Annotated in this window: 14 protein-coding genes; 8 read left to right on the top strand and 6 right to left on the bottom strand. The window is 42.2% G+C overall.

Annotation, left to right across the window (positions count from 1 at the left end; translation table 11 throughout):
• Nucleotides 1-123 precede the first annotated feature (123 nt).
• Entirely contained in the window at nt 124-822 is a 699-nt protein-coding gene (locus A0256_17180; protein AMR33028.1) for a succinyl-CoA--3-ketoacid-CoA transferase, read from the bottom strand.
• Nucleotides 823-1037: 215 nt separating this feature from the next.
• On the opposite strand from A0256_17180, the gene A0256_17175 reads away from it, so the two are divergent.
• Complete coding sequence (locus tag A0256_17175) at nt 1038-1550, top strand: hypothetical protein (protein ID AMR33027.1); 513 nt, start codon at nt 1038-1040, stop codon at nt 1548-1550.
• A 111-nt stretch (nt 1551-1661) separates the two neighbouring features.
• Here A0256_17175 and A0256_17170 read toward each other — a convergent pair whose 3' ends face one another.
• From A0256_17170 to A0256_17160, 3 genes are read right to left on the bottom strand one after another with little or no spacing between them, the layout of a single operon-like run.
• Complete coding sequence (locus tag A0256_17170) at nt 1662-2741, bottom strand: electron transporter RnfD (protein AMR33026.1); 1080 nt, start codon at nt 2739-2741, stop codon at nt 1662-1664.
• A gap of 19 nt (nt 2742-2760) precedes the next feature.
• Nucleotides 2761-5133 carry a DNA mismatch repair protein MutS gene (locus tag A0256_17165; GenBank protein AMR33025.1) on the bottom strand — a complete coding sequence of 791 codons (2373 nt, stop codon included), beginning with the start codon at nt 5131-5133 and terminating at the stop codon, nt 2761-2763.
• Entirely contained in the window at nt 5114-5494 is a 381-nt protein-coding gene (locus A0256_17160) for a hypothetical protein (GenBank protein AMR33024.1), read from the bottom strand. The genes A0256_17165 and A0256_17160 overlap by 20 nt, the downstream gene beginning before the upstream one ends.
• Nucleotides 5495-5537: 43 nt before the next feature.
• On the opposite strand from A0256_17160, the gene A0256_17155 reads away from it, so the two are divergent.
• From A0256_17155 to A0256_17140, 4 genes are read left to right on the top strand one after another with little or no spacing between them, the layout of a single operon-like run.
• The gene (locus tag A0256_17155; protein AMR33023.1) at nt 5538-6215 is read left to right on the top strand and encodes a YggS family pyridoxal phosphate enzyme; all 678 of its coding nucleotides are present in this window, start codon (nt 5538-5540) and stop codon (nt 6213-6215) included.
• Between the two features lie 54 nt (nt 6216-6269).
• Complete coding sequence (locus A0256_17150) at nt 6270-6785, top strand: GNAT family acetyltransferase (GenBank protein AMR33022.1); 516 nt, start codon at nt 6270-6272, stop codon at nt 6783-6785.
• Complete coding sequence (locus A0256_17145; GenBank protein ID AMR33021.1) at nt 6785-7588, top strand: hypothetical protein; 804 nt, start codon at nt 6785-6787, stop codon at nt 7586-7588. Before A0256_17150 ends, A0256_17145 begins: the two co-directional genes overlap by 1 nt.
• A gap of 2 nt (nt 7589-7590) precedes the next feature.
• Nucleotides 7591-8847: an aspartate kinase gene (locus tag A0256_17140; protein AMR33020.1), complete on the top strand. Its 1257-nt coding sequence runs from the start codon at nt 7591-7593 to the stop codon at nt 8845-8847.
• Here A0256_17140 and A0256_17135 read toward each other — a convergent pair.
• Nucleotides 8840-9547 (bottom strand): hypothetical protein, encoded by a 708-nt coding sequence (locus A0256_17135; protein ID AMR34598.1) that lies wholly within the window; start codon nt 9545-9547, stop codon nt 8840-8842. The genes A0256_17140 and A0256_17135 overlap by 8 nt on opposite strands.
• Nucleotides 9548-9906: 359 nt before the next feature.
• Here A0256_17135 and A0256_17130 point away from each other — a divergent pair, with 359 nt between their 5' ends.
• Nucleotides 9907-10386: a hypothetical protein gene (locus A0256_17130; protein ID AMR33019.1), complete on the top strand. Its 480-nt coding sequence runs from the start codon at nt 9907-9909 to the stop codon at nt 10384-10386.
• A gap of 24 nt (nt 10387-10410) precedes the next feature.
• On the opposite strand, the gene A0256_17125 is transcribed toward A0256_17130, so the two are convergent.
• Complete coding sequence (locus tag A0256_17125; protein AMR33018.1) at nt 10411-10611, bottom strand: hypothetical protein; 201 nt, start codon at nt 10609-10611, stop codon at nt 10411-10413.
• Nucleotides 10612-10625: 14 nt separating this feature from the next.
• Between A0256_17125 and A0256_17120 the strand changes: the two genes are divergently transcribed.
• Together A0256_17120 and A0256_17115 are read left to right on the top strand one after the other, a co-directional pair.
• Nucleotides 10626-10844, top strand: a complete 219-nt coding sequence (locus tag A0256_17120) for a hypothetical protein (GenBank protein AMR33017.1) — start codon at nt 10626-10628, stop codon at nt 10842-10844.
• Entirely contained in the window at nt 10837-12504 is a 1668-nt protein-coding gene (locus A0256_17115) for a hypothetical protein (GenBank protein ID AMR33016.1), read from the top strand. The genes A0256_17120 and A0256_17115 overlap by 8 nt, the downstream gene beginning before the upstream one ends.
• Nucleotides 12505-12508: the final 4 nt, after the last annotated feature.

Below are 12508 nucleotides of genomic sequence, written 5' to 3'. Positions count from 1 at the left end.
ATATTATATAAAAACATCATTAAGAGGGACTAAACAATCTCTGAACTACACTATAATAAAATGCAATTCTTTATCTTCAAATCAGGAAGACTGCATAAGACAATTAACGCTGCGTGTGCTATGTTAAATTTTCTTTCTCAACGTTCTGTTCTCTATCCGCTTCTCATAATTTTCGCCCTGAAAAATGCGGTGTACGTATATGCCAGGCGTATGCACATGATCCGGGTCCAGCTCACCGGGCTCTACCAGTTGTTCTACCTCCGCAATTGTGATCTTGCCGGCCATAGCCATCACCGGGTTAAAATTACGGGCGGTAGAATGGTAAACCAGGTTACCCATCCTATCCCCTTTCCAGGCTTTTACGATGGCAAAGTCGGCTTCGAAAGCCATCTCCATCAAGTAATCTTTACCTTTAAAATTGCGTACTTCTTTGCCATTGGCTACCTCTGTGCCGATGCCTGCAGGTGTAAATATTGCAGGCATGCCGTAGCCGGCAGCCATACAACGGGTGGCCAGTGTGCCTTGCGGAATCAACTCAACATCTAGTTCGCCACTCAAAAGCTGGCGCTCAAATTCAGCGTTTTCGCCAACATAAGATGAGATCATTTTTTTAACCTGATGCTGATGCAGTAGTAATCCAATGCCGAAATCATCCGTACCTGCATTGTTAGAGATACAGGTAAGATCCTTAACGCCTTTTTTTACCAATGCTGATATGCAATTTTCGGGGAGGCCGCACATGCCAAATCCCCCCAGCATCAAGGTCATGCCGTCTTCAATATCGCGGATCGCCTCATCAGCACCGCTAACAACTTTGTTCATAGTATATAATTGGTAAAAGCGAAATTAAGAAAATTCAACCTGACATATCACGCAGTAATATTTTTAATGCTTCCGGGCATTGCGAATCTTCATCGAATCTGTGTTTGCTCCGAAATGAAAGTTTCATTATCCTAACCAAACCCCATTAACTACCAGGTAAAAACAAACAATTTGTTTGGCCAACGCTTTACTAAGTACATCAAATTATAAATATCATGACACCAGATAATGAAAATACCAAACCCAGTGCTTACGAGGTTAAGGATGATGACAATTTAGAAGAAAAAGACTTACAACGAAGTTTCTTGTTTGGCAGCGGCGGTCAGGAAGAGATTGGCAAAGCAAAGGCTTCGGAAGGTTCCGGATCAGGTGGTGAAAAATTTGGCGAAAACAATAATACGCCATCCGGTGATGATAAAAACAATCCGTCGCAAAATGCCGGCTATACTAATGAATATTTTCGCCGAACAGAGCCATCTGACGAGCACCCGGAGCATACCAACTTTAAAGACCCAAATCAGTCAGGGCAATCAAATTATACCCAAGCTAATGATGCTTCCAAAACAGGCCGGTCAGATGAAGGAGATGCAACAGCAACTGAAAATTCGGATGGCGATAGCAACAAAAATGAACCACAGCAAACTTATTCCGAAGGTACGGCTGACGGTAATGACGTAAATATACCCGGGCCAAATGAAACCCCGGATCAGCAAAAAGTTGGAGAATAATATTTAGTAGCTATGGCAACTTTTAAAAGAGTTGTCATAGCTATCTTATTTTGCGTTCAAAGTAAGATCAAATAACAACGGCACAACCAAACCCAGTAAGGATAACTGATATTACCAGTTCATCTTTTTGTGTATAAAGCTGATTAATTGATCGGCCATAATCTGCTGCTCTTCTGCGCTTGGGTGTCCGGAAGTATCTTTATAGGTAAAAAAACAGGTGACCACCTTTTTATCCTTTAAATCTGAAACGGCTTTTTTAATATATCCTGGCCAGGCAGATCCTTTCTTTGTCGCGTCCATGCTACCTAAAGCACAAATTATAGTTGCAGAAGGATATTTACTGCGAATGTTGCCGATAAAATTCTGGTATGCGTTAATAATAAAATCGGGGTCGGGTGCTTTGCCCCCAAATCTAGCTTTAAACTGTTCATTCTCCGGCTGTCTTACTATCCAGGAGTCATTTTGGAAAAGGTTGACAACCACCACCTCCGGGGTATATTGAGTGAAATCCCAAAAAGATGCCGGAAGTTTGGCGTCTGTAAGATTGTAAATATCCGGCATCACATAATTAAACCAGCTTACGGTGATGCCGATGCCGCTTTTTGCAATAATGGACAAATCGGAATTGAAATGGCGCGCTGTGATAGTTGCGTAGCTTTTGAAACCATTTTCAAACTCGAAAGTGCCCCGGTCTTTTTTCTCCAAATCCTCTATGGCGTAACCACACGTGATGGAATTGCCATAAAATTCAATCCGGTGTTTATATACCGGAGGCGGCAAAAGCTTACTAGTTCCATCTAAAGTAAACTTATAAAATAACAAACGACCCATGTCATATTCGGTTCGTTTAAACAATTCCAGTTTATGGGGACCCGACGGTAAGCCGGAAATCAGGTTATATTCTTTTTTAATTGTCTCCGGGCGAATGGTGTTTACTACTTTATCATCAACTAACACGGTTACATAATCATAACCGCTCTCATCCTGTAAGGTGGCCTTCGCGCCCGTTCCGTCGAATAGGATAACTACTGATGAAGCTGACCAGGTGAGTACGGCAGCGCTATCCCGATAGGCAACGCGGCCCATGTAATGGATTTGCTTGTCCCGGTAATTCACATCTGTTTGGGCAATACTTTTACATACATTTGCGCTTAAAAGTATTACTAAACCAAAAGCCAATAATCGACTCATAATTAATAAGTTATAGAATCTATTTCAAGTAAACGTAAGTGATGCCATCACCGCCACGGTCGGCATGTTCATCCTCCATCCTTTCAACCTGGTCATACTTTTTAAGATACTGTCGTATCATCTTTCTTAGTATCCCGTCGCCTTTTCCGTGTATTACCTTCAAGGTACCGAAGCTCATCATCAGTGCACGATCAAACAGCTTCTCTATCGCAAACAACGCATCTTCGGTACGCATACCCCTAACATCAATTTCGGGGCTAAAGCTGGCTATATCGCTGGTATTTGTATTTGCACTTGTAGTAGCCCGGCGTAATTCTTTAGGCACTGCCGCACGGGTTATTTTCTCAACCCGTTTACGCTTTACTACGGTGCGCAGTTCGCCCATGGCAAGTACCACATTGTCTTTTATCAGTTCCAAGATCTGGCCCGTGGTATCACCATCTATCAACTTTACCCAATCACCAACTTTGATTTCCTCATCAGTTGCGATAACGGGTTTCGGTGCGTCAGTTTTAACCGTATTCTTTTTCACCTCGGCAGATAGGTTATCGCGTAAAGTTTTGGTTACCTCTTTATCCGCGTTACTGCTTTTTATTTCGGCTATGGTGTTTTCTACCAGTTTATTAGCATTTAATATAATGCTCTTGGCTTCCTGCTTGGCCTCTTTCATGAGGGTTTTGCGGTTCTCATCCAAAAATGTCTTAAGCTCTTCATTTTCGGCCAACAAGGTATTTACCCGGCGTTGCTGCCTATCCAAATGATGCTTAGTGTCGAAGATCTCCTTTTTTTCACGCTCCAGATCAACCAGCAGGCTATCCACTTTCTTCTGGCCGGCACTCACTTTATTTCGGGCAAGATTTAGCACATTTAGCGGCAAACCTATCTTCTGCGCAATCTCGAAGGCATAAGAACTTCCCGGCTTACCCACCTCCAGCATGTATAAGGGCTTCATCTCTGTATTGTTAAATAGCATCGATGCGTTCTCTATACCTTCGGTGTGGCTGGCGAAGATCTTTAAATTAGAGTAGTGGGTGGTAACCATACCCCTTACTTTTTTATGATTAAGCGCTTCCAGCACGGCTTCCGCAATCGGCCCGCCAAATTGAGGATCGGTACCGGTTCCAAATTCATCTATCAGTATCAGCGTTTTGCCATTTGCGTTCTCTACAAAGTGCTTCATCTTTGAAAGATGCGCGCTGTAAGTACTCAAATCACTTTCTATGGATTGGTCGTCGCCAATATCTACAAAAAGCTGTTTGTATACACCTGCTGTGCTATCAGCACCGGCCGGAATAAGCAAGCCTGCCTGCACCATCATTTGCAGCAGCCCAACAGTTTTCATACAAACAGATTTACCCCCGGCATTTGGCCCTGATACGACAATAATGCGGGTACCTTCGTTTATCGATACATTAAGCGGCACTACCGTTTTTTTTTCCTTTTTAAAATTAAGAAACAGCAGCGGGTGGCGTGCATTATATAAGGTCATCCGGCCTTCATTTACCAGCTTCGGCATCTCCGCTTCTATATCAATGGCAAACAGCGCCTTGGCGCGTACAAAATCAAGTTTGGTTAGCAGCCCATGGTATGACAAAAGCAGCGGCACGTATGGCCGCAATTCGTCGGTTAAAGCAGTCAGTATTTTTATGATCTCCCGGCGGCGGTCAAACTCCAGGTCGCGCACGCGGTTGTTTAGCGTAAAAACTTCCTCAGGCTCCAGATAAACGGTTTGGCCGGATGCGGATTCATCATGGATAAATCCCTTTACTTTACGCTTGTTTTCTGCTAAAAGCGGAATACAAAGCCTGCCATCGCGCACGGTTAGTGAACCGTCTGCCGTCCATCCGCTTGATGTAGCAGCTTTAAATATCTGGTCTATCTTTTTGCGCGCTTCCTGTTCTGCTTTTGCTATTCCGGTTGTTATATCTAATAACTCCCTTGAGGCGTTAACTCTGATCTTACCTTTTTGATCAATGACCAGGTCAATTTTTTTAAGGATCGCTTTTTCTATCGGCAAATGTTCGAAAAGCGCCTCCAAATTTGGATAAACATCTTTACGCTCGTTAAAATAAGCAATCACCGCAAACACCGTTGTAAGCGAAGCTTGCACCTGGAAAAATTCTTCTTCAGACAGGAAAGCACCTTCAATCCTTGCCTTATTGGCAAGCGATTTAATATCGTAAAAGTGGTTTATGGGCAGCGCATCGTCGTTTTGGAGGATGTTTTTAAACTCATTAGCCTGGTTTAAAAATTTGTTTATCAGATCATAATTACTCATCACCTGTATCTTATCAACCATTTGCTGGCCCATAACACTCAGGCAGTGTGCCTTTATCAATTCCTTTATCTCGGTAAAACCCAGTTTATCTGCACTATTTTGCGGGTATAGCATTGTTTGTTTTAGGCGTATTACTTTTGTTTAATGAATCTGTTTTGTTTTTTATATTGGCCGCAATCTGGTTATAAATATCTGCCAACTGTTCGGGCTGAGTGGTATAATATTTAAAGCTTTTGTCAAATTGCTGAGCAGTTACCCTGTGTTTTTTAAATACAGCAACATACTTCGCTGTCCCATATTTATACAAGCTATCCGGTACCTGGGGTATGGTGTACAAGGCACCGTCAGCCAGGTGAACATCAGTAAGCAAACTGGTCATTTGGGGTTCGGGAATTATTCCGTCTGGAGTTTTGTCACCACCACATGCGGTTAAAAATAGCAATACTGAAAAAAACAAGATGATATGTTTATGCATTCTGTAATTTAGCGGCGTTTATAAAAAGCAAATTTACTGATAAATGAGCATTGCAGATAATATCAAAAGCCTAAAAAAGGAAACCGACGGAATAAAGGTGACTTTGCTGGCTGTTTCTAAAACCAAACCCGCCGAAGACCTTAAAGAGGCCTATGATGCAGGACAACGCTTCTTTGGCGAGAACATTGTACAGGAAATGGTAGAAAAGGAGGCAAACTTGCCAAAAGATATCCAATGGCACCTGATTGGCCACTTACAAACCAACAAGGTAAAATACATAGCCCCGTTTGTCAGTATGATCCAGTCGGTAGATAGCATGAAGCTATTGCTGGAGATCAACAAGCAAGCCGAGAAAAACAAACGGGTAATTGATTGCCTCATACAGATTTATATCGCTGATGAAGAAACAAAGTTTGGATTGGGATTCGACGAGGCAATAGAGCTGTTGCGAAGCGAAGAATACGGTGCATTAAAAAATATTCGAATCCGCGGACTGATGGGCATTGCCACTAATACGGATAACGAAAAACAAGTTAAAGAAGAATACTACGAACTTAAAACCTTTTTCGATGGCATTAAAACCAGCTTTTTCCGTAAAGAAGATTCGTTTGATACGCTATCGATGGGAATGTCTTCAGACTACAAGTTGGCTATTGAACAAGGCAGTAACATGATAAGATTGGGAAGTACTATTTTCGGGACGCGGAATATTAAACAATAACTGGTTTAGGCAGCACTTTTTGAGCTAATCCAAATCAACGAATTTATAGAATTAATGGATCACAATATTAAACAAGCAGACCAAATTTTCCCTCTTCAGGAAGCGGCGGGTTTACGCCAAGCCGTCAAAGCCGATTGTCCGCGTTTGTTGGAACTGGTAGTCGAGCTGGCGATATTTGAAAAGGAACCGGATGCGGTTACAGTCACTTTGCAGGAATTTGAGGATGCAGGTTTTGGTATTACCCCTGTGTGGAAAGCTTTTGTGGTAGAAGACGGCGGTATCATTGTCGGCTTTGCTTTGTATTACGTCCGTTACTCTACCTGGAAAGGTCAGCGCCTGTATCTGGAGGATTTGGTCATTACCGAATCGCATCGTGGTAAAGGCCTGGGTAAATTATTGTTTAACAGGATCATACAGGAAACCCGGGAGCTGGGCTTTAATGGGATGGTTTGGCAGGTGCTTGATTGGAACGAGCTGGCTATCCAATTTTATCGCAAATACGAGGCAAACATTGAGGCCGGCTGGTTGAACGCGGCACTTTCTAAGGAACAGGTAATAAAATTTAAGTGATGAAAACACGTGCAGTACTTTGTTTTTTAACATTCTCGCTGGCAGCTTGCAAATTCGGCAATGCACCGGCAACGCAAAAGGGTGATGTTTTTAAAGACACACTTGCTTATAGTTATCAGAAAATAACAGAACGCGGAGCAGATTGCGGCGATAAGGCAGACAGCCTGTGTAGCAGTGTGAAATTAACTTTCCCGGTATTTAAAGGGCAGCGCGCTTTAAACGATAGTATAGCAAGGAAACTTACCGGTATGTTTGTCATGCAGGGTAAACCCGACAGCTCGATCCAGGAGATGACCAGGAATTTCTTAAAATCTTATACGAGTTTTAAGAAAAGCAATCCAAAATCGCAGATGTTTTACACACTGAATAGTTATGCCAAAATAATCGATCAGGATTCTGCACTGGTGGCTTTGGAATATGGCGGTTATACTTTCCAGGGTGGTGCGCATGGTAGCAGCTTTACCGGTTTTTTAAATTGGAACCCAAAGGCAAACAAGCAAATAACTATAGATGAAATTTTAATAGACGGGTACAAAGCCCAACTAAACAAAGCTGCTGAGCGTATATTCAGGAAAGATGAAAAGCTGAAAGATACTTCATCGCTTGCACGCGATTACTTTTTCAAAGATAATAAGTTCGCACTGAACGAAAATTATTTGCTCACCCCTATCGGTATAAGGTTCGTTTACAATCAATATGAAATTAAACCTTACGCGGCGGGGCAAACCGAAATTATTATTCCTTACGCTGATATAAAAACATTGATAAGGCCAAACGCTGTAATTGCACAATACGTCAAATAAAAATGCTGGTATTCAAATTCGGAGGCGCATCTGTAAAAGACGCACAAGGTGTTGTTAATTTAGGTAAAGTAATGAACGCTTATGCCGGCAATCAAATATTGGTAGTGGTTTCTGCTATGGGCAAAACTACAAATGCCCTTGAAAAGCTTACGAATGCCTATGTGTACGGCGGGGAAGATGTACATGTAGTTTTTGAAAAAATCAAACATTACCACTATCAAATTCTTTCCGAATTATTTGATGCAAATGACCCGGTTTTTGATGAAGTGGAGAATACCTTTGTAGAGATTGATTGGATGATAGAGGACGAACCGCACGACGATTACGACTTTATTTATGACCAGATCGTTTCTATAGGAGAACTGGTGTCCACGCGGATTGTAAACGCCTGGTTTAATCATGAAGGCATCACCAGTAAATGGCTGGATGTGCGTAGTTATATCCATACCGACAACACTTACCGTGAGGGCGAAGTTGATTGGGATAAAACCAGGGAAAGCATTCAAAAAGATATCCCTGCATTGCTATCAAAAACTGTAATTGTAACCCAGGGATTTATTGGTGGTACATCAGAAAACTTTACTACCACGTTAGGTCGCGAAGGCTCTGACTATACCGCATCCATTATCGCATCCTGCCTGGGCGCCGAATCGGTAACTACCTGGAAAGATGTTCCGGGCATCCTGAATGCCGACCCCAAGTTTTTCCCGGGAACGGTAAAATTTGACGAATTGAGCTACCAGGAAGCTATAGAGATGACTTATTACGGCGCAAGCGTCATCCACCCCAAAACCATCAAACCATTGCAAAATGCCAGGATACCGCTTTTGGTAAAACCGTTCACAGATCCCTCTGCAACAGGTACAGTAATTAAAGAAAACGTAACCAATACCTTTGTTAAACCGGTAATTATCGTTAAACAGCAACAGGTGATGTTGTCGGTATCGGCTATTGATTATTCATTTATTTCCGAAAGCCATCTCAGCGAGATCTTTGGTTTCTTCGCTAAAAACCATGTAAAGGTTAATGTGATGCAAACCTCTGCGCTTACATTTACAGCCTGTATCGATTTTGTTTCAGAGAGGTTTCCGAAGCTCTTAACCGATCTTAAATTAGGATTTAAAGTAAAATATAACGACAATTTAACCCTGATCACTTTGAGGCATTACACTGATGCATCGCTTAACGAGATCACCTCAGGTAAGGCTATCCTGATGAAACAAACCAACCGGAACACCGCTCAGTTGGTAGTTAGATAAGCAGAATCAAATAAGCCAGCAGGGCAGCAAATGCAGTATTTAAGAAATTCACGATGTTGTTTTTAATATAGCCCTTACGCTCCAGCGTGGCACCCAAAACCGAATCGAAAAGGTTCCCGGCAGTACCTGCTATAAGGATGATAATGGAGTGCCGACTAAAGCCGGCCGAGACAGAGAAAACTAATGCTATAGCAACCGAGCCTGCTATACCTATAAGCGTTCCTTCCAAACTGATAACGCCATCCCTCCCATTTAAATCGGTTTTAAAGGTGATAACGTTGTAAAAACGCTTACCGTAAACGGTGCCCATTTCTGATGATAAGGTATCAGCTGTAGCTGAAGCCAATGCAGCTGCCGCCAATGTGGCGAATGAATTATAGTAGGAGAAACCGTAAAAATTCAAAAGCCCAAAAAATGCGGCAATCCCTCCATTGGCCACAACCTGGTAGGCATTTCTTTTTTCCGGATGCTTAAAATTGCCGGTTTGGGCCTTCACGCGCTTTTGCCACCAAGTGGCCAGTGTAGCCAGTATAAAAAATGTTCCCAGTAATGATAATCCGGCAAATAAAAATCCGAGATAAAGAGAGATAGCAGTTAATGCACCTGTTATGGTTCCCGCCAAAGTGAGTTTACCGAGGGCATATACGCTAACCGAAACTAAAAGTAAAATAAAGATGAATATGATAGTGCTTGTAAGCATTACGCTAATTAAAGCATAAAAAGCCAAAGTGATTGTGGTGATTTATAACAAATAAAAAACGCCCCTTGGTGGGGCGTTCATTACTATTATTTTTTCTGCTCGGGCGTGTGTTTACCGTCTTTGCTTGACGTCTGGTCTGATCGTTGTCCACCCGAATTGCTGATCCCCTTTTGTTTTTGTATTTCTGTTTGATCGTTAAAAGCACGATCGGAGGTTGAACTTCCCTGTGTGGCATTCTTGTTTTTACTGGTATTCATAACAAATAAATTAATTTATAAATAAACACTTTTGCCATAAATTGAACAATAACCATACCGCAACAAAACAAATTGCGTAGCGAAGTATTTATTTATTAAGATATGAAACAGCAAGACAAAAATTTAGCGCTCACCGGCCAGTTGAAATGGGTAGAACGAATAGCTTCCGTGATGGATGACAAGTTCCGGGTGCCCGGCACCAACTTTCGGTTCGGGCTTGATCCAATCCTGAATTTTATCCCCGTCGCCGGGGATTTATCAGGCTTCGTCGTCGCAGCTTCGCTGTTGTTTATAATTGCAAAAAATGGCGGCGTAAGTCGCAAAGTGCTGGTTTTAATGGCCGTTAATATTTGCGTAGATGGATTGATAGGAGCTATCCCATTACTTGGCCAGATAACCGACTTTTATTTTAAAGCGAACACCCGCAATATCAAGCTGCTGAAAGAACATTACCAGGAAGGCAAACATCAGGGAAACGGAAATGGGATAGTTATATTCATAATCATCGTTATGCTTGTTTTTCTAACCGCGACTGTATATTTATCTTACGTATTATTACGATGGTTATTCAACCAGTTTTAACGGTATGGCTGCGCAAATCAATATTTATGCAGCCCGGAAATGATTATCTGTGTTCATCAACATTGTAATCTTTTTCTGTGGTACTACCGGGCTAGCGTTAGACCGCTGGTTGCATTTACCCAACAATACCCATATAACTATAAAGATTACAATGGTTGAAAAACAACCGCCACCTAACTTTTTAGCGCCCCAGGCTGCTATGATTCCTCTGAAAAAATTGTTCATATGACTAGATTTTGATGAACAACATCAAATTGGCCAGATGGTTTTGGAATTGGTCAAATGATGTTCAGTTTAGCAATTTTCGAAATGCGGCGTGCAATGAAGATCAATTTCCAGATTATCTTTGCTTTATTAAAATTTTTAGTATTTTCATTAAGCCTTTTAAAGGCTATTCGGTCTACGTTAAGTTAGGTGGCCTGAAAAAACTGCGTATGCAAATTACAATTTATGGGTAAAATTTTTACGATAGCTGAAGGACTCCAAAATATGGGCGCGCTACGCACCGGTGGCCAGGGTTCGGTTTATAAAGCTAAACGTACCGGTGATATACTGGTTGCCGTAAAGCTGCTACCCACCCCTGTTATTACAGAAACTGACGACGATAAAAACTATAGCGACTTTAAAAATGAAGTTGAGAAACTAAAAAAGGTTAATGAAAAGCCAAACCCGAACGTGGTGAAGATCCTTAACTTCGGGATCACTGAGAGTGGCTCTTTCCCCTTCATTGAAATGGAATTTATTGAGGGCCCGGATCTGGCAGAATTACTGAAACCCCCTCACGATGCGGTATTTACTATTCCCGAATTAATAAAAGTAGCCGACCAATTGGCAAATGCATTAAACCATTGCCATAAGGTGTCGGTAAAACATGGCGATATTAAAAGTAACAATGTAAAGTACAACGCTAATACAGGCAACTACGTATTGCTGGATTTTGGCCTGGCTATCATGAGCGACGAGCAGCGTCGTGATAGTTTGCGAAATGCCGGCGCAGTGGAATTTATGGCGCCTGAGCAAAATGAGGGCAGCATGTTGCCGCAGTCTGATGTTTACAGTTATGGAATAGTTCTATATGAGCTTTTGGCTGGTGTAGTTCCGTTCCCATTAAATGATAACGGCCAAACCGCCCGCAACCATGTGATGCTTGCCCACATGGACAGCCAGCCGCCAGATCCGTTAAAACTGCGAGATCAGAACATGCCGGCAAGTTGGAGCAAAGAAATTCATGAACGGGAGATGCAGGTGCCGGAATGGTTTTTAAACCTTGTTGATAAGTGCCTGAAAAAGGATCCCCGAGAGCGGTTTGCTAACGGTATGGAATTGCGCGATACCATTTTAATGCAGCACAGCGTACTTGCCGTAAAAAACAAAGACGAGCGTGCACTGATCCTGCAAAACGAGAATGAGCGCCTACAAACCGCCTTGCTTCAGGAACGTGCCAAAACGAAAAGCCAGCTGCAGCAACTATTGCAATTGAAAGAAACGCTTACCCAGCGCAATCAACAATTAAGTTCTATAACCGCTGATAATAATAAAATACCGCAGATAAGTCATTTAAAAAAGGGCATCTCCAATGGTGCAATTATTGGGATTGCTTTGTTGACACTTGGATTGGGGGGCGTTGCCGGGCGCTACCTAATTACGGGCGAAACTGCTGTGGGCGCTATCAAAAGAAAAGACACCGTAAGCGCAATTAACAGCACCAAAGCTGAACAGAATAAAAATGAAGTTCCGGTTAAGATCAAACATAAAGATACAGCCAGACCAAAAGTGATTGTTGCCAAGAAAAACAAAAAAGATTCTCTGAAACCTAAAGTTATTTCTACTACAGTTAAGAAACCCGAACAGGTTACCCAGCCTGCGGATACCGCTGTGCCAACTATAAAAGGTGGCGACGTGGGTAAAATTTTCACCGTTTTCAGTACACAAGCCAATTTCCATACCGAACCAACAGCAGCTTCGGTACGCCGGGCTTATATTAATCGCTTCAACAATGTGCGGCTAAAAGCCCTGGATGATAAAAACGGTTATATCTACGTAATATTTACAAATGACAGAGGCCAGGTAAGCACCGGCTGGCTGGATAAAAAAGACCTGATTGTAGTTGGACAATAAATAA

The sequence above is a fragment of the Mucilaginibacter sp. PAMC 26640 genome, assembly GCA_001596135.1.
In the GTDB taxonomy this organism is placed as follows: domain Bacteria; phylum Bacteroidota; class Bacteroidia; order Sphingobacteriales; family Sphingobacteriaceae; genus Mucilaginibacter.
Note: the sequence above shows the minus strand (reverse complement) of the source record. Positions and strands in the feature narration are given on the sequence as shown.